The sequence below is a fragment of the Streptomyces herbicida genome (assembly GCF_032656585.1).
Taxonomy (GTDB): Bacteria; Actinomycetota; Actinomycetes; order Streptomycetales; family Streptomycetaceae; genus Streptomyces; species Streptomyces herbicida.
Genome location: NZ_JAUYWJ010000002.1, coordinates 547,660 through 571,866, shown reverse-complemented (window position 1 = coordinate 571,866; position 24,207 = coordinate 547,660). Strand labels below are relative to the sequence as shown.

Below are 24,207 nucleotides of genomic sequence, written 5' to 3'. Positions count from 1 at the left end.
TACGGCGTCCGTCGCACGGCGCGAGCCCGAAGGGCGCCCGCCTGTCACACCCCCGCCCCGCGATCCGTCACCTCACCGACAGCGGATTGCGGTGAGGGGTGTGAGGGCGATGAGTGACAGTGAGTTTCTGGCTCAGCGTTTCGAGGCGCATCGGGGTCGGCTTCGGGCCGTTGCCTACCGGATGCTCGGGTCGGGGGCCGAGGCCGATGACGCGGTGCAGGAGGCCTGGTTCCGGCTGAGCCGTTGCGATGCCGGGCGGGTGGAGAATCTGGGCGGCTGGCTGACGACCGTGGTCGGCCGGGTCTGCCTGGACATGCTGCGCTCCCGCAAGTCCCGCGCCGAGGAGCCCCTGGAGGCCGCTCCGGCCTCCGCCGCCGATCCCGAGCAGGACGCGCTGCTCGCCGACTCGGTCGGTGTTGCCCTGCTCGTCGTCCTGGACACGCTCACGCCCGCCGAGCGGCTCGCGTTCGTGCTGCACGACCTGTTCGCGGTGCCGTTCGAGGAGATCGCCTCGATCCTGGGCCGTTCGCCGGCCGCGTCGCGGCAGCTCGCCAGCCGGGCCCGGCACCGGGTCCAGGGCGCGCCCGCCCCCCACGCCGACCTCGCCCGGCAGCGGGAGATCGTCGACGCCTTCCTGGCCGCCGCCCGCGACGGCGACTTCGACGGGCTGCTCGACGTCCTCGACCCGGACGTGGTGGCCCGCACCGATGCCGGGGTGACCACGGGCGCGGCGGCGGTCGCGGCCGGTGCGACGCACTTCGCGCAGCTGGCCCGGCTCGCCCGCCCGGTCCTCGTCGACGGCGCGACGGGCCTCGTGGTCCTCGCCGACGGCCGCCCGGAACGCGCCCTGACCTTCAGCTTCGTACGCGACCGCATTGCCGTCATCGACATCGTGACCGACCCGGGCCGGGTGTCCGCCCTCGACATCGGCCTCGCCTAACCGAGGTCCAGCATCCCCACCGTCTGGCCCCTGCTGGTCTCCCCGGTCGTACGGAAGCCGAGCCGCAGATAGAACTCCTCCGGGCCCGTCGGGCCGGGATGCCAGGTGACGTGGAGCTGTTTGCCCCCGCGGCGGCGGATCTCGGCGGCCACGGAGTCGACGGCGAAGCGGCCGTATCCCCTGCCCTGCTCCTCGGCGGCGATGTTCAGCCGCCACAGGCCGGAGCGGAAGACGGTGCCGTCGCCGTGCCAGTCGATGTCCAGGAACGCCATCAGGAATCCCACCGGGCGGCCGTCGTCGCCCTCGCCGTCGACGATCAGGCGCGGCCACGCGACCCCGGGCGGACGCACATACGCCTCGGCCAGGGAGTGCGCGACGGGCTCGACCGCATGCTCCTGGTCGGGCCGGATCCGAATGCCGAGGGCGGCTTCCAAATTCCGGGGTGTGACTTCTTCGAGGCGGGGTGTCATCCGGGCACCTTAGGCGGGCCGTTCACGAGGGTTCCACGGAATTTCCGCGGCCCCTTCCGGACCCTGTCGGCCCGTCCCTTCCACCCGTCTCTTCCGTCCCCGATTACCCCAACTGCCGGTAGCGGCCCCGGAAATAGAGCAGCGGTCCGCCGTCCGCGCTCCGCACCCCGGCGGTCAGCACGCGGCCGATCACCAGCGTGTGGTCCCCCGCCGTCACCCGCTGCTCGGTCCGGCACTCCAGGGTCGCCAGGGCGCCGCCCATCAAGGGGGCGCCGGAGGCCTCGCCGCGGACGTACGCGAGGTCCTCGAACAGGAGCCGGTCGCTGATGCGGCCCTTCATGGCGAAGCGGCCCGCGATGTGGCGCTGGCTCTCGGAGAGGACGGAGACCGCCCACAGGGGCTGTTCGTCGAGCAGGTCGTCCATGCGGGACCCGTTGCGCAGGCTGACCAGGACGAGCGGCGGCTCCAGGGAGACCGACATGAAGGAGGTGGCGGTCATGCCGACGTCCTCGCCGCCCGGCGCCAGGGGGTCGTCCGGGTCCAGCGGCGGCTCCTGCGCCGTCACCAGGACCACGCCCGCGGCCAGCCGGGACATGGCGGCCCGGAACTCGTCGTTGCTCACCCCCTCAGCATGCCCGGGGGCGGCCGTGGCGGTGGGGGAAGGCGGGGCGGAGGGAGTGTTCAGCACGCCGGAAACGCTAATCTCCACTCCGTGCGCGGCGCATCGGACCCCGGTCCGAGGTGGGTCCTAGGACCACGGTCGTGCATCATGTCCCCACACCCGCAAAGCATGCGTTCAGTAAGCCCACAGGGAAAACGCAGAAACTCCACTCAATTGTTCACGTTCTTCTGTGACTTGAGTCACAAGGGCCATTAATTGTTGACCCTGTGTACCGAGTGGGCAGCGCGCTGTGATTCAGTGGCGGGGCAAGATGCAAGGGCACCACTGATAAGAAGCGCCAAAGACAACCCTTGATTCGCTGCGAGGTCTCGGGGGGAGGGCGAGCATGGAGACCGAGTCGGAGCCGTATGTCCGTCTTGCGTCCCTGCGGCAGCTGCACCAGGTCATGGCCGACATGAACACGGCACGCAGCCTGGCGGACACACTGCAGACCGTCGCCGACGGCGCGGTCACCGCCCTCGGGTACGAGATGGCCTGCGTCAACCTCGTGCGTCCCGACGGTGACCTCGTCGTCGCCGCCTTCTCCGGCAACCCCGCGGCCGAGGCCTTGATCACCGGCCGTGTCGGCTCGCGCGAGTCCTGGGAGCGCCGGCTGACCATGGGCGAGGCCTGGGGCGATCTGCGGTTCATACCGCACACCGAGGGCTGGGTGCTCGACGAGGACGACGTACCGCAGTGGTACACCGACGGCCCCGCGCCCCGCTTCGAGGACGAGTGGCACCCCTCCGACCGGCTCTTCGCGCCCATGTACACGCCCGGCGTGCAGGGCGGCTCCTCCGGTGAGCTGCTCGGCGTGATCTCCGTGGACCGGCCGCGCAACGGGCGCCACCCGGGCGCGTGGGGGCGCGAGGCGCTCCAGATGTACGCGTTCCAGGCGGCCATCGCGATCAGCAACGCCCGGCTTCGGGCCAATATGCAGCGCGCCCTGGTCCGCCTGGAGCGGGAGCAGCAGGCGCTGCGCGCCAGCGAGGAAAGCTTCCGGCAGGCCTTCGAGTACGCCCCGTCCGGCATGGCCATAGCCGAGATGGGCGGTGACCAGCACGGACGGATACTGCGCACCAATGACGCACTGTGCCGACTGCTCGGCCGCCCCGCCTCCGCGATGCGCCGCTACTCCTTCTCCGACCTCGTCCATCCCGAGGACATAGGCACGCTTCTGCGCACCTCCGCCGAGGGCGGCCGCGCGGAGCTGCGCCTCGGCCGCCGCGACGGCAGCTATGTGTGGGTGTCCCTGCGCAACAGCGTCGTCGCCGACGCGGCCGACGGCCCCCGCTTCCTGCTCACCCACGTCGAGGACATCGAGGAGCGCAAGCGCCGCGAGCTCCAGCTCGCCCACCGCGCCTCCCACGACTCGCTCACCGGCCTGCCGAACTCGGCCGAACTGCGCTCGCGCCTGTCGTCCCGGCTCTGCCAGCGGGCCGGCCACGCCGGCGAGATCGAGTCCCTGGACGCCGCCTACGGCCACCCCGCCTTCGACGTCAACGGCCACGGTTTCGACTTCGCGGCGGTGGCGCAGTCGTACGACGGCTTCGACCACCATGTGCACACCATCGCGCCCGAGGGCGAGCGGGACGACGGCACCAAGGGCCTCGCGGTCCTCTTCTGCGATCTCGACGGCTTCAAGTCGATCAACGACCGGTTCGGGCACAACGCCGGTGACGCGGTCCTCATCGAGGTCGCCCGGCGGCTCACCCGGGGGGTGCGGGACGGCGACACCGTGGCCCGTCTCGGCGGGGACGAGTTCGTGATCCTGGCCGACGGGCTGGGCAAGGCCGACGCGCAGGACCTGGCCGTACGGCTGCGCAACGAGATCATCCAGCCGATCCGGGCCGAGGGCCGGGCCGTGCGGGTGGGCGCCAGTTTCGGCATCGGGTGGGCACACTGCGGCATGACCGCGGACGAAGTGTTGAAATCCGCTGACGAACGGATGTACGTCGAGAAACGATCTCGTCCCAAACAGCACCGGCGCGCGGGATGATCCGCAGGTCATTGGGTTGAAGCGGTGTGAGTCACCCGTTTGGGCGAGCGAGAACGGGTAGGCTCGCCATTCCATACCCGTACCGCATCCGCCCGCACCTGTTGAGGAGTACCAAGGGATGACGCCCGGCGACAACGGCGCGAGCACGCCCGAGGACGAGGACCCGTTCGGCTATCTGTACGCGGACGGCCAGGCCAGAGGGGCCCAGCCGCCGTCCGGTGGTTACGGCTACCCGAACTCGGTCAGCAGGGTGCGTTCGGTCGGTGAGCGCACCTACGGCGGACAGCAGGGCCAGACCATCCCCCAGCAGGGCACCTACGGCCAGCCGAACGCGCACTACCAGGCACCGGAGACCCTCCCGGGCGGCGCCCCGACCACCCAGCAGCCCCTGCCGGGCGGCGGTGGCCGCGGCCGCGGCAGCGGCCCGAACACCAAGGGCCTGCTGATCGGCGCCGTCGCGGTGGTCGCCGCGGTCGTGATCGGCATCAGCATCGCCATGATCAACGGCAACGACGACGACAAGAAGGGCAACGAGGCAAAGCCCACCCAGTCCCAGTCACAGAGCGCCGCCTCACCCAAGCCGTCCAGCACCAGCTCGGTCTCCGACTCGGGCGAGCTCCCGAAGATCGACGCGAAGGCGCTGCGCCTGGAGGGCGGGGCCACCACGGCGTCCGAGTTCAAGGGCGCCAAGGCCGACGGCGGCGTCTATGTGACCGGCTTCAACCAGGTCGGAGCCAAGGTCACCTGGACTGTGAACGGCATCCAGAAGGCCGGCACCTACCGGCTGTACGCGCAGTACGGCATCCCGGGCACGGACGCCAACGCGACGCTGTTGGTCAACGGCAAGGCCAACACGCAGCCGCTGAACATGAAGAACTTCGGCGGCACGCCCGCAGGTGACTGGGAAAAGGGCTGGCAGAACACTTGGGCCAACGTCAACCTGACCCAGGGAACCAACACGATCGAGATCGCCTGCAACGAGGGCAACCAGTGCAATGCCGTCCTCGACCAGTTGTGGCTCACCAAGTAACAGACGGCAGCCAGAAGGAAGCCCTCCTGCCTGACGGGGGAGCGGCCTCCTCACGTTTTCACGCCGGGCTTCCAGCGGATGCTGACGTCCCGATGGACGTTCCAGCCTCCGCCCCGCTCCTGGGAGGGGTTTACGCGGCGGTGGCCTCGCTCAGCACGGCGACCTGCCCCAGCAACCCCTCGTATGCCGCCCGGTCGAACTCGCCCGCCACGGGCGCCCGTATGGTCGCCACCGCCAGCGCGACCGCGCGGGACAGCCGGTCCGGCCAGGGCAGTTGTTCCACCAGCCCAGACAGCAGGCCCGCGACCGCCGAGTCGCCGGCGCCGGTCGGGTTGCCGTGGACGTGGGTGGGTGGGGTGGCGCGCCAGCGGCCCTCGGGGGTCACCGCCAAGAGGCCCTCCGGGCCCAGGGAAGCCACCACCGCGTGCGCCCCCCGTCGGCGGGCGTCCTGGGTCGCGCGCAACGGCTCGTGGGAGCCGGTCAGTTCGGCCAGCTCCTCGGCGTTCGGCTTGATGATGTCCGGCCGCGCCGCGACCCCGCGCCGCAGCGGCTCCCCGCTGGTGTCCAGCAGGACGGGAACACCGGCGGTCCGGGCCGTCCGCACCAGTCCCGCGTACGCGCCCACCGGCACCCCCGGCGGCAGGCTGCCGCACAGGGCCACCGCCGATGCCTCGCCCAGCAGGTTCTCGTACGCGTCCAGGAAGGCGGACCACTCCACCGGAGTGATCTGTGGGCCCGGCTCGTTCAACTGGGTGGTGTCGCCGGTGAGTTCGTCGACGACCGCGACGGTGCGCCGGGTCGCCCCGCCGACCGGGACCAGCGCGTCCACCACACCGGGTATGCCCGCCAGCCCCTCCCGCACGGCCCGCCCGGTGCCACCGCCCGCGAACCCGGTGACCGTCGCCTCGTGTCCGAGGGCCGCGAGCACCCGGGCCACGTTCAGGCCCTTGCCGCCGGGCCGTTCGGTGACGGCCGAGACACGGTGCGAGGCGTGCGGCCGCAGGGACCGTACGCGATAGGTGATGTCGAGAGCGGTGTTCAGTGTGACCGTGAGGATCACCCGGGCCGACCTCCCTCGAAGTGTGTGCGCCTGCCGTCGTTCCGGGCCCGATCATGCCAAAGAGACGGCGACCGGCCCAGCCCATGGTCGGCCACCGTCTCTCTGTCCGGGGACGGATCAGGGCAGTTGGGGAGGGACCGCCCACTCGCCCCGGCGCATCACGCCCCTGAGTTCGAAGCCGGAGTCCAGCAGCACCAGATCGGCGTCCTTGCCGGGCTCCAGCGAGCCGATGGCGTCGTACATGCCCAGCAGCCGGGCCGGGTTGACGGACAGGGCCGTGACCACGTCCTCCACGGGGAGCTTGTCGACGGTCACGGCCCGCTTGAACGCACGGTCCTGGGTGAGCGTGGAGCCGGCGATCGAGCCGCCCTCCACGAGCCGGGCGACGCCCTCGCTGACCTCGACCTCCAGCGGACCGAGCATGTAGCGGCCGTCGCCGATCCCGGCCGCGTCCATCGCGTCGGTGATGAACGCGACCCGTCCGGCACCCGCGTGACGGAACGCCAGCTCCAGGGCGGCCGGGTGCAGGTGGGTGCCGTCGTTGATGAGCTCGACCGTGACCCGCTCGTCCTCCAGGAGCGCGGCGACCGGGCCGGGGGAGCGGTGCCCGAGGGTGGGCATGGCGTTGAAGAGATGGGTGGCGACGGTGGCCCCGGCGTCGATCGCCTCGACCGTCTGCTCGTACGTCGCGTCCGTGTGGCCGACCGCCGCGATGACCCCGTGCTCCGCCAGCAGCCGTACGGACTCCAGGCCGCCCGGCAGCTCGGTGGCCAGGGTGACCATCCTGGCCCTGCCGCGCGCCGCGTCGATCAGCTTGCGGACGTCCGCCGGGTCCGGGTCGCGCAGCAGTTCCTCGGAGTGGGCGCCCTTGCGGCACGGCGAGATGAACGGGCCCTCGAAGTGAATACCCGCGAGATCGCCCTGCTCGGTCAGCTCGCTCAGCAGCCCGGCCTGCTTGACCAGGAAGTCCATGTCGTCGGTGACGGTGGAGGCGACGAGGGTCGTGGTGCCGTGCCGGCGGTGGGTGCGGATCGCCGTCAGCACGTCGTCGACCGTGCCGGAGAACGACGCGCCGCCACCGCCGTGGTTGTGGATGTCGACGAAGCCGGGGACCAGCCAGTGGCCCGTCACATCGAGGGTCTCGGCGTTCGGTCCCGCGGCGGCCGCGATCTTCGTACCCTCGACGACCACACGCCCGTCGTCCACGGTCCCGGTGGGCAGAACCACCCGGGCACCGGCGAGAACCATGCTGGGGGCCATCAGGCGGTTACCTCCGAAGGGTCAGTGGTTTCGAGGAGATCCCGGGCGAGGAGCCCCGCGCCCAGGCATCCGGCGGTGTCCCCGAGGGCGGCGGGGACGATCGACGGCAGCTTCTGGAAGGTGACGCGCCGCTGGACGGCCTCCCGCAGCGGTGTGAACAAGGTTTCCCCCGCCTCGGCCAGGCCGCCACCGATGATCAGCGTGCGCGGGTCCAGCAGGGTGAGCGCGGTGACCAGGCCGTCGGCGAGCGCGTCCACGGCCTCCTGCCAGATCCGGACGGCGTTCGGGTCACCGGACGCGACGGCCTTCGCGCAGTCCGCGGCGTCCGCGCCCGGGTCTTCGCAGGCGGCCGACCAGGCCTCGCTCACGGCGGCCGCGGACGCGTACCGCTCCAGGCAGCCGCGCTGCCCGCACGGACAGGGGGCACCTTGGGGCCGTACGACGATGTGCCCGATCTCGCCCGCGAAGCCGTGTGCGCCCGCCTCCACCCGGCCGTCGAGGCCGATGGCGCCCGCGATTCCGGTGCCGAGGGGCACGAACAGGAATCGGTCGGCACCTTTGCCCGCCCCGATCCGGCCCTCGGCGAGCCCGCCGGTGCGCACGTCGTGACCGAGGGCGACCGGGACGCCGAGCCGTTCGGCGAGCAGGTCGCGCAGGGGTACGTCGCGCCAGCCCAGGTTGGCCGAGTACGCGGCGACGCCCCGCTCCTCGTCGACGATGCCGGGGACGGCGACGCCGACGGCGGCCGCGGGCTCGCCCAGGTGCCGTGCGCCGTACGCGCGCAGATCGGCGGCGAAGTCGAGGATGCCCTCGACCGCCGCGTCGGGTCCGCGCTCGCGCCCGGTCGCCCGGCGGTCCCGGTGGAGCAGATCGCCGCCGTCCCCGACCAGGGCGGCCTTCATCGCGGTGCCGCCCACGTCGAGGGCGATGACATGTCTCACGGGAACAGTGTGGACCTCCGACCCGCAAGAGGTCTAGTCCACTCGCGTGGTGTAGACCTTGGTGTAGACCTCATGGTCCACATGGTGAAACGACAAGACGACAGGGTTGGGGCAGTAGTAGTGCGGCGGCTAGGTGCAGGAATGATCGCGGTGGTGTCCGCAATGGGCATGACGGCGGTTCTCGGTGGCTGTGGGAGCGCGGGTTCTTCGGACGTGACCCTCAGACTGGTCGCCGCCGACTACGGCGACTCCGCCGCCAACAGCTCCAAGAAGTACTGGGACAAGCTGGTCGAGGAGTACGAGGCCCAGCACTCCGGGGTGAAGGTCGAGGTCAGCGTCTACTCCTGGAACGACGTCGACCGCAAGGTCAAGGAGATGGTCGACGCCGGGAAGGCGCCCGACATGGCCCAGATCGGCGCGTACGCCGACTATGCGGCCGCGGGCAAGCTGTACCAGGTCTCCGATCTGCTCTCCATCCCCGTACAGGCGTCCTTCCTCCCCCAGCTCTCCGAGGCCGGGCAGTGGAGCCACGTCCAGTACGGCATCCCGTTCGCCGCCTCCACTCGCGTGCTCTTCTACAACAAGACCCTCTTCGCCAAGGCCGGCATCACCGCGCCCACCGACTGGAGCGAGCTCGCGGCCGACGCGAAGGCGCTGAAGGCCGAGGGGGTGAAGTTCCCGTACGCGCTGCCCCTCGGGCCCGAGGAGGCGCAGGCCGAGACGATGCAGTGGCTGCTGAGCGGCGGCTCCGGCATCACCGACGACGTCGGCACCTACAGCCTCGACTCCGCGCAGAACGTGGAGACCTTCACCTGGCTCAAGGACGAGCTCGTCGGCAAGGGACTGACCGGGCCGGTCGCGCCGGGCAAGCTCAACCGTGCGGATGCCTTCGCGGCGTTCGCGGACGGCCAGGTCGGCATGCTCAACGGGCATCCCACGCTGATGAAGCAGGCCGCCGGCAAGGGCGTGAAGTTCGGCATGGTGCCGATGCCGGGGCGGACCGGGCAGTCCAGGTCCTCGATGGGCGTGGCCGACTGGATGATGGCCTTCAAGCAGAACGGCCACGCCGAGCAGGTCGGCGACTTCCTCGACTTCGTCTACAGCGAGAGGAACGTCCTCGGCTTCTCCCGCGAGTACGGCCTGCTGCCGGTCACCAGCGCCGCGTCGGACGCCATGTCCCAGTCCGCCAAGGACGCGAACCTCCACCCCTTCCTGAACCAGCTCCCCACGTCGGCGCTCTACCCGGTCGGCAAGACCTCCTGGGCAGGAGTCAGCGCCGACATCAAGAAGACCATCGGCCAGGCCGTCACCCCCGCGGGCAGCCCGGTCACGGTCCTGAACCGTCTCCAGACGACAGCGACCACGGCGGACAGCCGCGACGCGGGGTGAGGCGCTGCCCGGTGGGGGCTGCTGGCCTGGGCATGGAGCGGGAGGGGCCGGGCCGGTTCGGCCCCTCTGCGCTCCACCCCGTCGGCAAGACCCCTGGGCGGCGGCCGGCGCCGGCACAAAGAGGAACGTCGGGTCCGGGATGGACCATCGGCGGGCGTGACTCGCGGCGGAAGCGCGGCCGTCGTCCCACGGGAGCCGCTGTCAGTGGGCCGGGCTACCGTTCCCGGTATGGAGCGGGACGAGCTGGGGATGCGGGAGCGGGGGATTCTTGCGTTGGAGCGGCGGGGGTTTGCGGGGCCCGGGGCCAAGGAGCGGGCGATACGTGAGGAGCTCGGGCTCGCCCCCGTGCGCTACTACCAACTGCTGAACGCCCTGCTGGACGACGAGCGGGCGCTGGCGCACGACCCGGTGACGGTGAACCGCCTGCGGCGGGTGCGGGAGGCGCGGCGCTCCGAGCGGTGAACACCGCGGCGCTTCCGTGTGCGCCCCCCTGAGCCATGGGTGCGCCCGCCCTCCCGTGGATAGGGTCGCCGTATGGGCATCCATACGACGGACTCGACGGACCCGATGGATCCGCTGCCGACCCCCGTGACCCAGGCCGGACGGGAAGGGCTGGCGGCGCTGCTCGCACGGCCGCGCACCGCGCTGATCGGACTCGACTTCGACGGCACACTCGCCCCGATCGTCGCCGACCCCGAACAGGCCCGGGCCCACCCCGACGCCGTACCCGCGCTCGCCGCCATCGCCCCGAAGGTGGCCTCCGTCGCCGTGATCACCGGCCGCCCGGCCGGGGTCGCCGTGCGGCACGGCGGCTTCGCGGGCGTACCCGGCCTGGAGCACCTAGTCGTCCTCGGCCACTACGGCGCCGAGCGCTGGGACGCCGTGAGCGGAACCGTCAGCGCGCCGCCCCCGCACCCCGGCGTCGCCGCCGTCCGCGCCGAACTGCCGGGGTTCCTGGACCGGATCGGCGCCTGGCGGGGGACCTGGATCGAGGAGAAGGGACGGGCGGTCGCCGTCCACACCCGCCGCGCCGAGGATCCGCAGGCTGCCTTCGAGGCCCTGCGCGAACCCCTCGCCGAGCTCGCCACCCGGCACGGCCTGATCGTCGAGCCGGGCCGGATGGTCCTCGAACTCCGCCCGCCCGGCATGGACAAGGGCGTCGCCCTCCTGGAGTACGTCCGCGACATCGGCGCCGAGTCCGTGGTGTACGCCGGCGACGACCTGGGCGACCTCCCCGCCTTCGCCGCGGTCGACAAGCTGCGCTCCGACGGCGTCCCGGGCCTGCTGGTGTGCAGCGGCAGCTCGGAGGTGACGGAGCTGGCCGAACGGGCGGACCTGGTGGTGGACGGTCCGGAAGGGCTCGTTCGACTGCTGCGGATGCTCGCCGCTCAGCTGGACTGATCGGCGTCCAGCGCGTGCAGCTGGTCCAGGAACCACTGCGTCGGCGGTAGCGCCGTGGCGGCCGCGGCCAGCCGCTTCGTGCGCTCCGCCCGCTCCTCGGGGGGCATGGTCAGCGCCTGGTGCAGGGCGCGGGCCGTGCCCACGATGTCGTACGGGTTCACGGTGATCGCGTCCTCGCCCAGCTCCTCGTACGCCCCGGCCTCCCGCGAGAGCACCAGCACGCACCCCTCGTCCGAGACGACCGGAATCTCCTTGGCGACCAGGTTCATACCGTCCCGGATGGGGTTCACGAGCGCCACGTCCGCCAGCCGGTACGCGGCCAGGGAGCGCGCGAAGTCGTCCTTGACGTGCAGTACGACCGGGGTCCAACCCGGCGTGCCGTAACGGGAGTTGATCTCCTCGGCGACACGCTGCACCTCCGCCGTGTAGTCGCGGTACACGGCCAGGTCCTGCCGGGAGGGGTAGGCGAAGGCCACGTGCACGACCCGCTCGCGCCACTCGGGGTGGTCGTCCAGCAGCTGCCGGTACGCCAGCAGCCCGCGCACGATGTTCTTCGACAGCTCGGTGCGGTCCACCCGGACGATCGTCTTGCGGCCCGCGCCGATCTCCGCCCGCAGCGCCGTCATCCGTTCGGCCACGTCCGCCTCGTGCGCCCGCTTGCGCAGGAAGTCCGCGTCCGCGCCGAGCCCGTGCACGCCGATGCGCGTGCCGGCCGGGATGCCGGGGCCGAGCACCGTGTGACAGCAGTCGGTGAACGCGTCCGCCCAGCGCCGGGTGAGGAAGGCGGCGCGGTCGGCGCCGAGGATGCCGCCGAGCAGCTCGGCCGCGATGTCGTCGGGCAGGAGACGGAAGTAGTCCGGCGGGGCCCAGGGGGTGTGCGAGAAGTGGCCGATCCGCAGATCGGGCCGGAGCTGCCGGAGCATCCGGGGGGCGAGGGCGAGATGGTAGTCCTGGATCACCACCGCGGCGCCCTGAGCGGCCTCCTCCGCCAGCGCCTCGGCGAAGGCCCGGTTGTAGGCCTCGTACGACGCCCACTGGCGCCGGAACTCGGCGTCGAAGACCGGCTCCAGCGGGGTCTGGTAGAGCATGTGGTGGACGAACCAGAGCACGGAGTTGGCGACGCCGTTGTACGCGTCGGAGAAGATCGTCGCGTCGATGTCCAGCATGCGCACCTGCTGGCCGCCGGTCGCGTCCACGGACAGCCGCCGGCCGCCGTGCGAGCGGCGCACCGCCTCCCGGTCGGCGTCGCTCAGCGCGGCGCACACCCACACCGCGTCCGTGTGCGGCCCGATGGCCGACAGCCCCGAGACCAGCCCGCCGCCGCCCCGCTTGGCGTGCAGCGCACCAGCCGCGCCGTCGGGGCGTACCTCGTACGAAACCGGGCCGCGATTGGACGCGACCAGCACTTCAGCAGCACCGTGCGTGGAAGCCATACGCCTCAACCTAGCCCGGCCCGGAAACGCTCAAACGTACGTTCCACCCTGAGAGGGGGCCGTATACAGCCGTTCTCCAGCCGATCAGGCCACTCTGCGCGAGGCGTACTCCGCGATCTCCGCCATCGGGGGCCGCTCCTCCGTGTCCACCGAGTAGGTACGCGGCTCGAAGCCGTCCTCGCCCCGCTCGAACTGGGTGAGGGAGGGACGGATGAGGTGACCGCGGGCCAGCCGCAGTTGCGCCGTTCGGTAGATCGCCGCCGCCATCCGGCCCAGCGCCTGCCCGTCCTGGTGCCGGTGCTTGCGCACGCCCACGTCGACCTGGGCCAGGGCGTCCAGGCCCACCAGGTGCAGGGCGTCGACCAGCATGCCCAGCTCCACGCCGTAGCCGACGGGGAACGGGAGCTGTTCCAGCAGGGAGCGGCGGGCCGCGTACTCGCCGCCGAGCGGCTGAACGAAGCCGGCCAGTTGCGGCCAGTGCATGTTCAGCAGCGGGCGCGCCATCAGCTCGGTGACCCGGCCGCCCTGGCCCGCCGTCCTGCCGGAGGCGAGTGAATTCAATTCGGTGCCGAGTGGGCGGTCGTACATGGCCTTGACCAGGTCGACCTCCGGGTCGGTGAGCAGCGGGCCGACGATCCCGGAGACGAAGCCGGAGGAGAACTCCCTCAGGTCGGCGTCGATGAAGCAGACGATGTCCCCGCTCGTGACCAGCAGGGACCGCCACAGGACCTCCCCCTTGCCGGGGACGGCCGGAATGCGCGGCAGGATGTCGTCGCGGTGGACGACCCTGGCGCCCGCGGCGGTGGCCACCGCGGCGGTGCGGTCGGTGGATCCCGAGTCGACGACGACGATCTCGTCGACCAGCGGGACCTGCTGCATGAGGTCGTGGCGGATCACGGCGACGATGTCACCGACCGTCTCCTCCTCGTTGAGCGCGGGCAGCACCACGGACACCGACTGACCCGTCCGCTGCTTGGCGGCGAGGATCTTGTGGAGGGGGCGATCGGTCACGGACCAGGAGCGGGTGGCCAGCCAGCGCTCGACTTCTTCCAGCACAGTCAGCGGCTCCTCACGTTGTCTCGCGGTTCGGACGACTATCTCAACTGTCCTGGCCTTCGGTTACAGTCTTGAACAACGCCGATGACCATCGCATGTCGAGGGTCGTGGGCGTTTACAACCACATACAGCTCATCCAGAGGGGCAGAGGGACACGGCCCGATGAAGCCCCGGCAACCCTCCAGTCGGTTCTCGTTCTCCAGCGAGGCTCCCGGCTAGGGAAGGTGCCAAATCCGTCTCACGGCGAGATGCGTCGTGAGGAAGATGAGGAGAAAGGGCCTCGCCTCCATGGCTGTGCAGACAGTTGCAAGCACCAGCAATCCCACCGTAGACCTCGGCCCGGCCGCTGCGCTGAGCTGTCGCGAGTGCGGTCACCGGGTACCGCTCGGACCGGTGTTCGCCTGCGAGGAGTGTTTCGGCCCGCTCGAGATCGCGTACGACTTCTCGGCGTACGAAACCGAGGAACTCCGCAGGCGCATCGAGGCGGGCCCCGCGAACATCTGGCGCTACGCGCCGCTGCTGCCCGTCCCCGCGGACGTGGCCGGAAAGCCGAACCTGAACCCGGGCTGGACGGAGCTCGTCAAGGCCGACAACCTGGCGCGCGAGCTCGGAGTGACCGGCGGCCTGTATGTGAAGGACGACTCCGGCAACCCGACGCATTCCTTCAAGGACCGCGTCGTCGCCCAGGCCCTGGAGGCCGCCCGCGCCTTCGGCTTCACGACCCTCTCCTGCTCCTCCACGGGCAACCTGGCCGGTGCCGTCGGCGCCGCGGCCGCCCGGGCCGGCTTCCGCTCCTGTGTGTTCATCCCGCACGACCTGGAGCAGGGCAAGGTCGTCATGGCCGCCGTCTACGGCGGTGAGCTCGTCGGCATCGAGGGCAACTACGACGATGTGAACCGCTTCTGCTCCGAGCTGATCGGCGACCCGGCCGGCGAGGGCTGGGGCTTCGTCAACGTCAACCTGCGGCCGTACTACGCGGAGGGCTCGAAGACCCTGGCGTACGAGATCTGCGAGCAGCTCGGCTGGCGGCTGCCCGACCAGATCGTGGTCCCCATCGCCTCCGGCTCCCAGCTCACCAAGATCGACAAGGGTCTGCAGGAGCTGATCAAGCTCGGGCTCGTCGAGGACAGGCCGTACAAGATCTTCGGTGCCCAGGCCGAGGGCTGCTCGCCAGTGTCGACCGCCTTCAAGGCCGGGCACGACGTCGTCCGCCCGCAGAAGCCGAACACCATCGCCAAGTCCCTGGCCATCGGCAACCCGGCCGACGGGCCGTACGTCCTCGACATCGCGCGCCGTACCGGCGGCGCGGTGGAGGATGTGACGGACGAGCAGGTCGTGGACGCCATCAAGCTGCTGGCGCGTACCGAGGGCATCTTCGCCGAGACGGCGGGCGGTGTGACGGTGGGCGTGACGCAGAAGCTCATCAAGGACGGGGTCCTCGACCCGACCAAGACCACGGTCGTCCTCAACACCGGCGACGGCCTCAAGACGCTTGACGCGGTGGCCGGCACGGGGCTGACCGCGACCATCCGCCCGAACCTGGACTCCTTCCGAGAGGCTGGCCTCGCATGAGCGTGACCGTCCGCATCCCCACCATCCTGCGCACCTACACCGGCGGTCGGGCCGAGGTGACGGCCGAGGGCGCGACCCTCGCCGAGGTCATCGAGAGCCTGGAGAAGAACCACACGGGGATTGCCGCCCGCGTGCTGGACGACCAGGGCAAGCTGCGTCGCTTCGTCAATGTGTACGTCAACGACGACGACGTCCGCTTCGAACAGGGCCTGGAAACGGCGACCCCCGACGGCGCGGGTGTCTCCATCATTCCGGCCGTTGCCGGCGGCTGATCATTACCGTGGGTAACGGCAGTTACCGATAGTTCATCTGATTGCCTCCTCCGTGAGAGAAGCGGAGGGGGCAATTCAGTGTGGTTGAGCGCGGTACAGTTGGGGAACTCGCTCCCGATCTCCGGGTCGGAAGCCCTGGATTCATGCCGTAGACCCGACAAGAAGTAGCCAAAGTGTGCGGGCCTTCTGCGGCATTTGCGCCTTTTATGGGGCCCGACTTGCCCTGAATTCGGGTGAATTCTCACCACATTCCGGACCGGTGGCGTCCAGAATTCTCGTCCGATTGACCTGTTGCAGACGGCAGTTGGACAGATACATTCAGCCGCGGTCGACGCGTTCCGGCGCACGCCCCCAAGCCAATGGGGGGTGAGGTCTGACCCGGATCCGCGAAGTGTGGATCTGTGCAAGGGCCAGTAATAGGGGAGTTAGGCATGGCTCAGGGCACCGTCAAGTGGTTCAACGCGGAGAAGGGGTACGGCTTCATCGCGGTCGACGGTGGTGCGGATGTTTTCGTCCACTACAGCGCGATCCAGATGGACGGCTACCGCACCCTGGAAGAGGGACAGCGGGTCGACTTCGAGATCTCGCAGGGCCAGAAGGGCCCGCAGGCGGACATGGTCCGGCTGGCGACCAGCTGAAGCACGCGTCGACTGACAGCGACGTTCTGTTCATCTTCGAAGGGCCCGTACCTCCCGGGGGACGGGCCCTTCGGTCTGCCCGGGCCGTCCGACCACCCCCCTCGAGGGGCCCCGCTTCGCGGGCGCTTCTTGCACTCGGACGGGGCGAGTGCTAATCATTGGCGTTAGCACTCTGAAGGTGAGAGTGACAACGAAGGACCGGGTCGGTGAGGTCCGCAGGCCGGGTGGGGCAAGGAACCACCGGCCCGTGGGCCGTCCGTCGCGGGCGCGGGCGCGGTCCGAAGGAATCACCCCCAGTCCTGGAGGGACCACTTCACATGGCCAAGATCATCGCGTTCGACGAGGAGGCGCGGCGCGGCCTCGAGCGCGGCATGAACCAGCTCGCGGACGCCGTGAAGGTGACGCTCGGCCCCAAGGGCCGCAACGTCGTCCTCGAGAAGAAGTGGGGCGCCCCCACGATCACCAACGATGGCGTCTCCATCGCCAAGGAGATCGAGCTCGAGGACCCGTACGAGAAGATCGGCGCCGAGCTGGTCAAGGAAGTCGCCAAGAAGACGGACGACGTCGCCGGTGACGGTACGACCACCGCGACCGTGCTCGCCCAGGCCCTGGTCAGGGAAGGCCTGCGCAACGTCGCCGCCGGCGCCAACCCGATGGCGCTGAAGCGCGGTATCGAGAAGGCCGTCGAGGCCGTCTCCGCCGCCCTGCTCGAGCAGGCCAAGGACGTGGAGACCAAGGAGCAGATCGCTTCCACGGCCTCCATCTCCGCCGCCGACACCCAGATCGGCGAGCTCATCGCCGAGGCCATGGACAAGGTCGGCAAGGAAGGCGTCATCACCGTCGAGGAGTCCCAGACCTTCGGTCTGGAGCTGGAGCTCACCGAGGGTATGCGCTTCGACAAGGGCTACATCTCGGCGTACTTCGCCACCGACATGGAGCGGATGGAGGCGTCGCTCGACGACCCGTACATCCTCATCGCCAACTCCAAGATCGGCTCCGTCAAGGACCTGCTCCCGCTCCTCGAGAAGGTCATGCAGTCGGGCAAGCCGCTGCTGATCATCGCCGAGGACGTCGAGGGCGAGGCCCTGTCGACCCTGGTCGTCAACAAGATCCGCGGCACCTTCAAGTCCGTTGCCGTCAAGGCCCCGGGCTTCGGTGACCGCCGCAAGGCCATGCTCGGCGACATCGCCATCCTCACGGGCGGCGAGGTCATCTCCGAGGAGGTCGGCCTCAAGCTGGAGAACGCGACCCTGGACCTCCTGGGCCGCGCCCGCAAGGTCGTCATCACCAAGGACGAGACCACCATCGTCGACGGTGCCGGCTCCTCCGACCAGGTCAACGGCCGGGTGAACCAGATCCGCGCCGAGATCGAGAACAGCGACTCCGACTACGACCGCGAGAAGCTGCAGGAGCGCCTGGCGAAGCTCGCCGGCGGTGTCGCGGTCATCAAGGCCGGTGCCGCCACCGAGGTGGAGCTCAAGGAGCGCAAGCACCGCATCGAGGACGCCGTCCGCAACGCCAAGGCGGCCGTCGAGGAGGGCATCGTCGCCGGTGGTGGCGTGGCCCTGCTCCAGGCCTCCCAGGTGTTCGAGAAGCTGGAGCTGCAGGGTGACGAGGCGACCGGCGCCCAGGCCGTGAAGCTCGCGCTCGAGGCTCCGCTGAAGCAGATCGCCGTCAACGCCGGCCTCGAGGGCGGTGTCGTGGTGGAGAAGGTGCGCAACCTGACCCCGGGCCACGGCCTGAACGCCGCGACCGGCGAGTACGTCGACCTGGTCAAGGAAGGCATCATCGACCCGGCGAAGGTGACCCGTTCCGCGCTGCAGAACGCCGCCTCCATCGCCGCGCTGTTCCTCACCACCGAGGCCGTCATCGCCGACAAGCCGGAGAAGGCCGCCGCGGCCGCTCCGGGCGGCATGCCGGGCGGTGACATGGACTTCTGATCCCTCACGGATCAGCCTGTCCTTTCCGAGGGCGGCACTCCCTGTTCAGCAGGGGGTGCCGCCCTCGGGCGTTTTCCGGCTCGGGCGGTCGGCGGGGCTCGTGCCCGGCTGCGCGCAGGCGGTGACGACAGCGCGTCCGGCCGTCGAAGCGTCCGTCCAGCGCACGGAGTCCGGGTCGAAGTGCGCGATCGGCAGTCCGTCCCCGGTCGGCCGGGAGGCGGCGCGGGCGAGCAGTCGGAGCCGGCCGCCGATGTGGTGCAGGCCGCGGACGTATCCGCCTCAGGCCGGTCAGCGGGGTTCGTAGTGGGAGCTCACCGCGGGCTGGCCCGTGTAGTTGGGGCCCGCGTCGGGGTTCGCGCCGGTGCAGTGGAACGGGAGGCGGACGGCTCGCCCGCCTTGCAGGGTGAGCCGGTGGTGCCGGGGGCTGTAGTCGTAGCCGGCCGCGCGCAGGGCGGTGACGGCGGCGCGGCCCGCCGGCGAACCGTCCGTCCAGCGCACCGAGTCCGGGTCGAAGTGGGCGATCAGCAGTCCGTCCTCGGCCAGCCAGGAGGCGGCACGGGAGAGCAGGCCGAGTTGGTCGCCGATGTAGTGCAGGCCGTGGACGCAGGTGATCAGGTCGTACGTCCGGGACGGGGTCCAGGAGGAGACGGAGGCGACGATCTCCTCCAGTGCGGGCGGGGCCGGCCGCGGGAGGAGCGGGCCCACCAGGTCGACGCCGGTGAGGACCGCGTCCGCGGGCAGGGCAAAGGCGGCTTCGCGCAGGGCGCGGCCCTCGCCGCTGCACAGGTCCAGCCAGGAGGGGGCGGGACGGGCCCTCAGCCGGAGGAGGGGGTCGAGGCCCAGCTCGCGGGCGTAGCTGTTGACCCCGGCCAGGCCCCGCTCGCGGTTCATCGTGTTGTTGGCGACCACGGAGGATCGTTCCAGCTCGGGCGCGGAGAGGAGCGGGGGCTTCGGCATACCGGCATTCTCTCGGGGGCGGGCGCGTGGCCGGGAGCACGTGGCCGGGATCACAGAGGTTCCCCGGGCTGGACGGAATGGTGCCGACGGCGGCGGGGTTCTTGTACAGAAGCACTTGATGCATGTGCACATACCATGTGGTACCCCGAACGAGGAGCCCCCCGCGTGAGCGTCACCGAGTCCGCCCCCTCCCGCGCCGCCGAGATCCTTTCCCGGCCGGTCTCGATCAACGGTCTGACCGTCCCCAACCGGATCGCCATGGCCCCGATGACCCGGCAGTTCTCCCCCGGCGGCATCCCCGGCGAGGACGTGGCCTCGTACTACTCCCGCCGCGCCGCCGCCGGCGTCGGCCTGATCGTCACCGAGGGGACCTACGTCGGGCACGACTCCGCCGGGCAGAGCAGTCGCGTCCCGCGGTTCCACGGCGAGGAGCAGCTGGCGGGCTGGGCGAAGGTCGCCGAGGCGGTCCACGCGGCGGGCGGCACGATCGTCCCGCAGCTGTGGCACATCGGCATGGTCCGCGAACAGGGTCAGCCGCCGTACGCCGACGCCCCCGCCGTCGGCCCCTCCGGCCTGCGCATCGGTGCCACCGAGGCCACCGGCAGGGCCATGGACCGGACCGACCTGGACGCCGTCGTCGGTGCGTTCGCCGAGGCCGCGGCCGCCGCCGAGCGCATCGGCTTCGACGGCGTGGAACTGCACGGCGCCCACGGCTACCTCATCGACCAGTTCCTCTGGGCGGGCACCAACCGCCGCACCGACGCCTACGGCGGCGACCCGGTGGCCCGCACCCGGTTCGCGGCGGAGATCATCGCCGCCGTCCGCGAGGCCGTCTCCCCCGAATTCCCCGTCATCTTCCGCTACTCGCAGTGGAAGCAGGAGGCTTACGACGCCCGGCTCGCCGAGACCCCGGAGGAGCTCGAGGCGATCCTGACCCCGCTGGCCGCCGCCGGTGTGGACGCCTTCCACGCCTCCACCCGCCGCTACTGGCTCCCCGAGTTCGAGGGCTCCGACCTCAACCTGGCCGGCTGGACCAAGAAGCTCACGGGCAAGGCGGCCGTCACCGTCGGCTCGGTCGGCCTCGACGGCGACTTCATCAGGGGCTTCATGGGTGAGGGCTCCCCGCTCAAGGGCATCGACGACCTGCTCGACCGCCTGGAGCGTGACGAGTTCGACCTGGTGGCCGTCGGCCGTGCGCTGCTCCAGGACCCCGAGTGGGCGGCGAAGGTCCTCGCCGGCCGCTTCGACGAGCTGGCTCCTTACGACGCGGCGGCGCTGAAGACGCTGAGCTGAGCCCAGGCGGGCCCGGGGCCAGGGGAGCGCCCTGACCCCGGGCCGGCGGTCCGCCGCGGCGGCGGCTCCGGCCGCGGTAGAGGCGGTGGAGACCGCAGGGGTGAAGGTGTAACAGGGTACGAGCAGAACGGAATTGGGCGGTCATCACTCGTTCGAGTGGGGTGTTGGCCGCCCGGCACTTGTGCCCTCGCCCGTCCGTTCCACCGACAACGGATCAAGGAGCGAACATGACGACACCCGTTCCGCACGACCCCCACAACCGGCCCTCCCACGACCCGCACCGGCCCTCCGAGACGGCCGGCCCCGTGGTGCGGACGACCGCGGGCGCGGTGCGCGGCCGCCGGGAGGACGGGCTGGCGGTCTTCCGGGGTATACCTTTCGCCGACCCCCCGGTGGGGGAGGCGAGGTTCGCGGCACCGCGCCCGGTGCGCGCCTGGGACGGGACACAGGAGGCGTACGAGTTCGGGCCGCCGCCCCCACAGGAGGCGGGAATCCAGGGACGCACGGGCATGCCGACGGGGCCCCTGGGCGACGACTGGCTGACGCTCAACGTCTGGACCCCCGACCCGGATGCGTCGGCCCGCCGCCCGGTGATGGTGTGGATCTACGGCGGTGCGTACAAGCTGGGCCACTCCGGCCAGCCGGGCTACGACGCACAGCGCATCGCGCGGGACGGCGACGTCGTGGTGGTCACCTTCAACTACCGCGTGGGAATGGAAGGTTTCGCCCGGATAGAGGGCGCGCCCGCGAACCGCGGCCTGCTCGACCAGGTGGCGGCGCTGGAGTGGGTGCGGGAGAACATCACGGAGTTCGGCGGCGACCCCGGCCAGGTCACCGTCTTCGGGGAGTCGGCGGGAGCGGGCTCGGTGGCGTCGCTGCTGTCGATGCCGAGGGCGCGCGGTCTCTTTCGGCGGGCGATGGCCCAGAGCGTGCCGGGGACGTACTTCTCCGACGAGCTGGCCCGCGACATGGCGACCGCGCTCGCGGCGGAGGCGGGCCTGCGCCCGACGGTGGCGGACCTGTCGGCGGTGGACCCGCGGCGGCTGACGGACGCCGGGCAGGCACTGAGCGCCAAGATGCTCCAGTACCAGGACAGATGGGGCCGGGCCGCGCCCACGGTGACCCCCTTCTCACCGGTCGTCGACGGCGAGGTGCTGCCGACCACCCCCTGGCAGGCGCTGGCCTCGGGAGCGGCCAGGGACATCGACCTGGTCGTGGGGCACAACCGGGACGAGTTCCGGCTCTTCCTCGTCCTCGGCGGAATGCTCGGCAAGATCACGGACGGGCGGGCCACGGAGGCCCTGCGCCTGTTCGCACCCGGCGGAGAGGCGGGCGAGCGGGCCTACCGCGCCGCCTTCCCCGAGGCCTCACCGACCGAGCTGTACGAACGCGTCCACACCGACTGGCTGTTCGGCATACCGACGCTGCGCCTGGCGGAGGCACAGCTCATGGGCGGCGGCCGGGCCCACGTCTACGAACTGACCTGGCCGGCCCCGGGGAACGGAGGCGTTCTCGGGGCCTGCCACGGGCTGGACATCCCGCTGCTGTTCGGCACATTCGGCGCGGACCTCGGGAACCTCCTGTTCATGGGGGCGGAGGTCCCGGCTGAGGCGACGGAACTGTCGTCCCGGTTCCGCCGGTCGTGGACGGCGTTCGCGCGGACGGGGGAACCGGGGTGGCCGGAGTACGACGCAGAGCGGCGACTGGTGCAGGTGCTGGACGTGGCGCCGGAGGTGGTGGCGTACCCGGAGGACAGGAGCCGGAAGCTGTGGGAGGGGCACGACTTCGGGCCGCTCCCGCTGGTCGGCGGCTGAGACGCGACAGGGCCTAGAGGTTGCCCATGGGCTCGATGTCGACCTGCACGGGTGTGCCCCAGATCCGCAGTACCTCGTAGTCCGTGAACTCGTGCACGAGCCGGTACGCCATGGCGGGCCGGGAGCCGCGCCGCTGGGCGGCGAGATACTGCTCGGCCTCGCGCCGGTCCCGTCGGGGCGTACCGCACAGCTGCCACTCCCGTCCGTTCCACAGTTCCGGCAGCCAGCGCTGCTGGGGCTGGGGGCGGTCGGAGCGGACGCCGTAGCGGGACGGGACGGGGGAGGCGGAGTCGGACTGCGGGCGGCTGCCGTGCAGCTCGGACCGGCGCGCGGCCCGCCGCCGTGTCTCGCAGAGCAGGCACAGATCCGGCGCGCTCTCGTCGACGGGTCCGTTCGGATGCTCGGGACACCGTGTGGTGACCGCGCCCGTGGTGACGCTCTCGTCCAGCAGGTCCAGGGCCCTGCGCAGATCGGCCTTCACCTCGTGCAGCCGCGCGTCCGGGGTGTCGGCGGTGAGGGCTTCCCCGTGCTCGCCGACCAGCCGGAGGGCCCGGCCCAGGGCGGTCAGTTGGGCGTGGTTCATGGAGCGCTCCCGTCTTCCGGCCGGCGGTACGCCTTCGAGTACACCCTCAGTATGAATCCGCCAATGGATCCGCCCTGTGCGAGGCCGGCACGTCAAGTGGATCGCCCGGATCTCCGCCACCGGGCCTGACCACCGCATACGTCGCCAGGAAGCCGACGACGTAACCGGTCAGCAGGCCTCCGCCGTAGATCGCCGCCGTGAGGGCCGGGCTCCTGTTGCCCGCCAGCAACGGGAACAGGGCCCAGCCCGACGGCCCGATCGCCGTCGCCCCCACCTTGTCCCCGAGCATCGCGAAGAACCCGATGAACGCCCCGCCCGCCGCCCCGCCCGCACAGGCAGTCAGAAACGGCCGGCCGAGCGGCAGGGACACCCCGTAGATGAGCGGTTCGCCCACGCCCAGCAGCCCGGCCGGGAGCGCCGATCTGATCGTCGTGCGGATGGAGATGTCGTGGCGCAGGCGGACGTACACCGCCATCGCCGCGCCCACCTGGCCCGCGCCCGCCGTGGCCAGCAGGGGCAGCAGGACCGTGTAGCCCTGCTGCTGGATGAGGGTGGTGTGGATGGGGATCAGGGCCTGGTGCAGGCCCAGCATCACGAGGGGCAGGAACAGCCCGCCCAGGACCAGCCCGGCGAACGCGCCCGTCGTCGCCAGCAGCCGGTCCGCCGCCGTGCCGATGGCCGCCGAGACCACCCCGGCCGCGTACATGAGGCCGTACAGCGTCGCCAGACCCGACACCAGGACCGTCACCGTCGGGGTCAGCAGGACGTCCAGCGCGCCCGGCACCCGGCCCCGGCACCACCTCTCCACATACGTCCCCAGCAGCGCCGCCGCCAGCGCGCCCAGCACCCCGCCCTGGCCGGGCGCCAGGTGCACGCCGAACACGGTCACCTTGGCCACGCCCGGATAGACGATCACCGCCGCGACCGCCCCGCCCAGCACCGGTGTGCCGCCGAACTCCTTCGCCGTGGTGTACCCGACGAACACCGCGATCAGCGCCATGAAGGCGGAGGCGATCGCGGCGAGGGCGGGGGTGAGGCCCGGCAGCCGGCCGGCGTTGACCAGCAGGCCGTTGACGCCGGCCAGGATCCCGCAGCCGATCAGCGCGGGGATCAGCGGGACGAACACGTTGGCGATGCGGCGCAGGGCTGTCTTGGCCGGGGTCGCGTTGCGCTGCCGCTGCGCCGCCCGCAACTCTGAGCCCTTCAGCGCGAGTCGGTCGGCGGCGGTCGGCGCCACCAGCCCCTCCAGCTCGGCGGTGACCTCCGCCACCACCCCCGGCCCCAGCACCACCTGGTACGAGCCGCCGTCCACGACGACCCCGAGCACCCCGGGCACCGCCCGCAGCGCCTCCCCGTCGACGGCCGACGGGTCGGCGAGGCCGAGCCGCAGCCGGGTCATGCAGTGGGCGACGGAAGTGACGTTCGCGGGGCCGCCCACCAGGGGCAGGATCGCGGCGGCGGTGGAGGCGGGGTCGTTGCGCACCCACCGAGCGTGCGC

22 protein-coding genes and 1 riboswitch are annotated in these 24,207 nt (G+C 71.2%); of the genes, 12 read left to right on the top strand and 10 right to left on the bottom strand.

Annotated features, from left to right (window positions below; all coding sequences use genetic code 11):
* Positions 1-109 precede the first annotated feature (109 nt).
* Positions 110-940 carry a sigma-70 family RNA polymerase sigma factor gene (locus Q8A52_RS06340; RefSeq protein ID WP_316749709.1) on the top strand — a complete coding sequence of 277 codons (831 nt, stop codon included), beginning with the start codon at positions 110-112 and terminating at the stop codon, positions 938-940.
* On the opposite strand, the gene Q8A52_RS06335 is transcribed toward Q8A52_RS06340, so the two are convergent.
* Together Q8A52_RS06335 and Q8A52_RS06330 are read right to left on the bottom strand one after the other, a co-directional pair.
* Positions 937-1,410, bottom strand: coding sequence for a GNAT family N-acetyltransferase (locus Q8A52_RS06335; protein ID WP_316749707.1), 474 nt, complete (start codon positions 1,408-1,410; stop codon positions 937-939). The two genes, Q8A52_RS06340 and Q8A52_RS06335, sit on opposite strands and share 4 nt — an antisense overlap.
* 103 nt (positions 1,411-1,513) lie before the next feature.
* Positions 1,514-2,098, bottom strand: a complete 585-nt coding sequence (locus Q8A52_RS06330; protein ID WP_316749705.1) for a flavin reductase family protein — start codon at positions 2,096-2,098, stop codon at positions 1,514-1,516.
* A gap of 319 nt (positions 2,099-2,417) precedes the next feature.
* Here Q8A52_RS06330 and cdgB point away from each other — a divergent pair, with 319 nt between their 5' ends.
* Both cdgB and Q8A52_RS06320 read left to right on the top strand, forming a co-directional pair.
* Positions 2,418-4,070, top strand: coding sequence for a diguanylate cyclase CdgB (cdgB, locus tag Q8A52_RS06325; protein ID WP_316749703.1), 1,653 nt, complete (start codon positions 2,418-2,420; stop codon positions 4,068-4,070).
* 118 nt (positions 4,071-4,188) lie between these two features.
* Positions 4,189-5,100, top strand: coding sequence for a carbohydrate-binding protein (locus Q8A52_RS06320; protein WP_316749701.1), 912 nt, complete (start codon positions 4,189-4,191; stop codon positions 5,098-5,100).
* Positions 5,101-5,230: 130 nt separating this feature from the next.
* Here the strand turns inward: Q8A52_RS06320 and Q8A52_RS06315 are convergent, their stop codons facing one another.
* The 3 genes from Q8A52_RS06315 to Q8A52_RS06305 form a co-directional block, all read right to left on the bottom strand.
* Positions 5,231-6,160 (bottom strand): 1-phosphofructokinase family hexose kinase, encoded by a 930-nt coding sequence (locus Q8A52_RS06315; RefSeq protein WP_316749699.1) that lies wholly within the window; start codon positions 6,158-6,160, stop codon positions 5,231-5,233.
* A 117-nt stretch (positions 6,161-6,277) separates the two neighbouring features.
* Positions 6,278-7,420, bottom strand: a complete 1,143-nt coding sequence (gene nagA / locus Q8A52_RS06310; protein ID WP_316749697.1) for an N-acetylglucosamine-6-phosphate deacetylase — start codon at positions 7,418-7,420, stop codon at positions 6,278-6,280.
* Positions 7,420-8,361, bottom strand: coding sequence for an ROK family protein (locus tag Q8A52_RS06305; RefSeq protein WP_316749696.1), 942 nt, complete (start codon positions 8,359-8,361; stop codon positions 7,420-7,422). Before Q8A52_RS06305 ends, nagA begins: the two co-directional genes overlap by 1 nt.
* Before the next feature lie 81 nt (positions 8,362-8,442).
* On the opposite strand from Q8A52_RS06305, the gene Q8A52_RS06300 reads away from it, so the two are divergent.
* The 3 genes from Q8A52_RS06300 (at position 8,443) to otsB (ending at position 11,151) form a co-directional block, all read left to right on the top strand.
* Positions 8,443-9,750 carry an extracellular solute-binding protein gene (locus Q8A52_RS06300; protein ID WP_456300740.1) on the top strand — a complete coding sequence of 436 codons (1,308 nt, stop codon included), beginning with the start codon at positions 8,443-8,445 and terminating at the stop codon, positions 9,748-9,750.
* A 228-nt stretch (positions 9,751-9,978) separates the two neighbouring features.
* Positions 9,979-10,212: a DUF3263 domain-containing protein gene (locus Q8A52_RS06295; protein ID WP_316749692.1), complete on the top strand. Its 234-nt coding sequence runs from the start codon at positions 9,979-9,981 to the stop codon at positions 10,210-10,212.
* A gap of 72 nt (positions 10,213-10,284) precedes the next feature.
* Positions 10,285-11,151: a trehalose-phosphatase gene (gene otsB / locus Q8A52_RS06290; RefSeq protein ID WP_316749690.1), complete on the top strand. Its 867-nt coding sequence runs from the start codon at positions 10,285-10,287 to the stop codon at positions 11,149-11,151.
* On the opposite strand, the gene Q8A52_RS06285 is transcribed toward otsB, so the two are convergent.
* Positions 11,139-12,584, bottom strand: a complete 1,446-nt coding sequence (locus Q8A52_RS06285; protein WP_316749688.1) for an alpha,alpha-trehalose-phosphate synthase (UDP-forming) — start codon at positions 12,582-12,584, stop codon at positions 11,139-11,141. The two genes, otsB and Q8A52_RS06285, sit on opposite strands and share 13 nt — an antisense overlap.
* A gap of 84 nt (positions 12,585-12,668) precedes the next feature.
* Positions 12,669-13,640: a glucosyl-3-phosphoglycerate synthase gene (locus tag Q8A52_RS06280; RefSeq protein ID WP_316749686.1), complete on the bottom strand. Its 972-nt coding sequence runs from the start codon at positions 13,638-13,640 to the stop codon at positions 12,669-12,671.
* Between the two features lie 129 nt (positions 13,641-13,769).
* Positions 13,770-13,911, top strand: a riboswitch (SAM riboswitch).
* Between the two features lie 17 nt (positions 13,912-13,928).
* Between Q8A52_RS06280 and thrC the strand changes: the two genes are divergently transcribed.
* The 4 genes from thrC to groL all read left to right on the top strand — a co-directional run bounded on the left by thrC (position 13,929) and on the right by groL (position 18,062).
* Positions 13,929-15,212: a threonine synthase gene (gene thrC / locus Q8A52_RS06275; RefSeq protein ID WP_316749684.1), complete on the top strand. Its 1,284-nt coding sequence runs from the start codon at positions 13,929-13,931 to the stop codon at positions 15,210-15,212.
* A complete protein-coding gene (locus tag Q8A52_RS06270; protein WP_316749682.1) occupies positions 15,209-15,484 on the top strand; it encodes a ubiquitin-like small modifier protein 1 in 276 nt (91 codons plus the stop codon). The genes thrC and Q8A52_RS06270 overlap by 4 nt, the downstream gene beginning before the upstream one ends.
* Positions 15,485-15,915: 431 nt before the next feature.
* Positions 15,916-16,122 carry a cold-shock protein gene (locus Q8A52_RS06265; RefSeq protein WP_019057200.1) on the top strand — a complete coding sequence of 69 codons (207 nt, stop codon included), beginning with the start codon at positions 15,916-15,918 and terminating at the stop codon, positions 16,120-16,122.
* A 317-nt stretch (positions 16,123-16,439) separates the two neighbouring features.
* A complete protein-coding gene (groL, locus tag Q8A52_RS06260) occupies positions 16,440-18,062 on the top strand; it encodes a chaperonin GroEL (protein ID WP_316749680.1) in 1,623 nt (540 codons plus the stop codon).
* A gap of 288 nt (positions 18,063-18,350) precedes the next feature.
* Here groL and Q8A52_RS06255 read toward each other — a convergent pair whose 3' ends face one another.
* The gene (locus tag Q8A52_RS06255) at positions 18,351-19,019 is read right to left on the bottom strand and encodes a methyltransferase domain-containing protein (protein WP_316749678.1); all 669 of its coding nucleotides are present in this window, start codon (positions 19,017-19,019) and stop codon (positions 18,351-18,353) included.
* Positions 19,020-19,184: 165 nt separating this feature from the next.
* On the opposite strand from Q8A52_RS06255, the gene Q8A52_RS06250 reads away from it, so the two are divergent.
* Positions 19,185-20,312 (top strand): NADH:flavin oxidoreductase, encoded by a 1,128-nt coding sequence (locus tag Q8A52_RS06250; protein ID WP_316749676.1) that lies wholly within the window; start codon positions 19,185-19,187, stop codon positions 20,310-20,312.
* 227 nt (positions 20,313-20,539) lie between these two features.
* The gene (locus Q8A52_RS06245; RefSeq protein ID WP_316749674.1) at positions 20,540-22,126 is read left to right on the top strand and encodes a carboxylesterase/lipase family protein; all 1,587 of its coding nucleotides are present in this window, start codon (positions 20,540-20,542) and stop codon (positions 22,124-22,126) included.
* Positions 22,127-22,139: 13 nt separating this feature from the next.
* Here Q8A52_RS06245 and Q8A52_RS06240 read toward each other — a convergent pair whose 3' ends face one another.
* Together Q8A52_RS06240 and Q8A52_RS06235 are read right to left on the bottom strand one after the other, a co-directional pair.
* Positions 22,140-22,709 carry a hypothetical protein gene (locus tag Q8A52_RS06240; protein WP_316749672.1) on the bottom strand — a complete coding sequence of 190 codons (570 nt, stop codon included), beginning with the start codon at positions 22,707-22,709 and terminating at the stop codon, positions 22,140-22,142.
* Positions 22,710-22,755: 46 nt separating this feature from the next.
* Complete coding sequence (locus Q8A52_RS06235; RefSeq protein WP_316749670.1) at positions 22,756-24,192, bottom strand: PTS transporter subunit EIIC; 1,437 nt, start codon at positions 24,190-24,192, stop codon at positions 22,756-22,758.
* Positions 24,193-24,207 lie beyond the last annotated feature (15 nt).

What these genes read in the sequence shown, in the direction of transcription:
- Q8A52_RS06295 (WP_316749692.1), top strand. Translation starts at nt 9,979, where the DNA reads ATGGAGCGGGACGAGCTGGGGATGCGGGAGCGGGGGATTCTTGCGTTG.
- Q8A52_RS06240 (WP_316749672.1), bottom strand. Translation starts at nt 22,709, where the DNA reads ATGAACCACGCCCAACTGACCGCCCTGGGCCGGGCCCTCCGGCTGGTC.
- Q8A52_RS06270 (WP_316749682.1), top strand. Translation starts at nt 15,209, where the DNA reads ATGAGCGTGACCGTCCGCATCCCCACCATCCTGCGCACCTACACCGGC.
- Q8A52_RS06320 (WP_316749701.1), top strand. Translation starts at nt 4,189, where the DNA reads ATGACGCCCGGCGACAACGGCGCGAGCACGCCCGAGGACGAGGACCCG.
- nagA (WP_316749697.1), bottom strand. Translation starts at nt 7,420, where the DNA reads ATGGCCCCCAGCATGGTTCTCGCCGGTGCCCGGGTGGTTCTGCCCACC.
- otsB (WP_316749690.1), top strand. Translation starts at nt 10,285, where the DNA reads ATGGGCATCCATACGACGGACTCGACGGACCCGATGGATCCGCTGCCG.
- Q8A52_RS06300 (WP_456300740.1), top strand. Translation starts at nt 8,443, where the DNA reads ATGGTGAAACGACAAGACGACAGGGTTGGGGCAGTAGTAGTGCGGCGG.
- cdgB (WP_316749703.1), top strand. Translation starts at nt 2,418, where the DNA reads ATGGAGACCGAGTCGGAGCCGTATGTCCGTCTTGCGTCCCTGCGGCAG.
- Q8A52_RS06245 (WP_316749674.1), top strand. Translation starts at nt 20,540, where the DNA reads ATGACGACACCCGTTCCGCACGACCCCCACAACCGGCCCTCCCACGAC.
- groL (WP_316749680.1), top strand. Translation starts at nt 16,440, where the DNA reads ATGGCCAAGATCATCGCGTTCGACGAGGAGGCGCGGCGCGGCCTCGAG.
- Q8A52_RS06285 (WP_316749688.1), bottom strand. Translation starts at nt 12,584, where the DNA reads ATGGCTTCCACGCACGGTGCTGCTGAAGTGCTGGTCGCGTCCAATCGC.
- Q8A52_RS06335 (WP_316749707.1), bottom strand. Translation starts at nt 1,410, where the DNA reads ATGACACCCCGCCTCGAAGAAGTCACACCCCGGAATTTGGAAGCCGCC.
- thrC (WP_316749684.1), top strand. Translation starts at nt 13,929, where the DNA reads ATGGCTGTGCAGACAGTTGCAAGCACCAGCAATCCCACCGTAGACCTC.
- Q8A52_RS06255 (WP_316749678.1), bottom strand. Translation starts at nt 19,019, where the DNA reads ATGCCGAAGCCCCCGCTCCTCTCCGCGCCCGAGCTGGAACGATCCTCC.
- Q8A52_RS06265 (WP_019057200.1), top strand. Translation starts at nt 15,916, where the DNA reads ATGGCTCAGGGCACCGTCAAGTGGTTCAACGCGGAGAAGGGGTACGGC.
- Q8A52_RS06340 (WP_316749709.1), top strand. Translation starts at nt 110, where the DNA reads ATGAGTGACAGTGAGTTTCTGGCTCAGCGTTTCGAGGCGCATCGGGGT.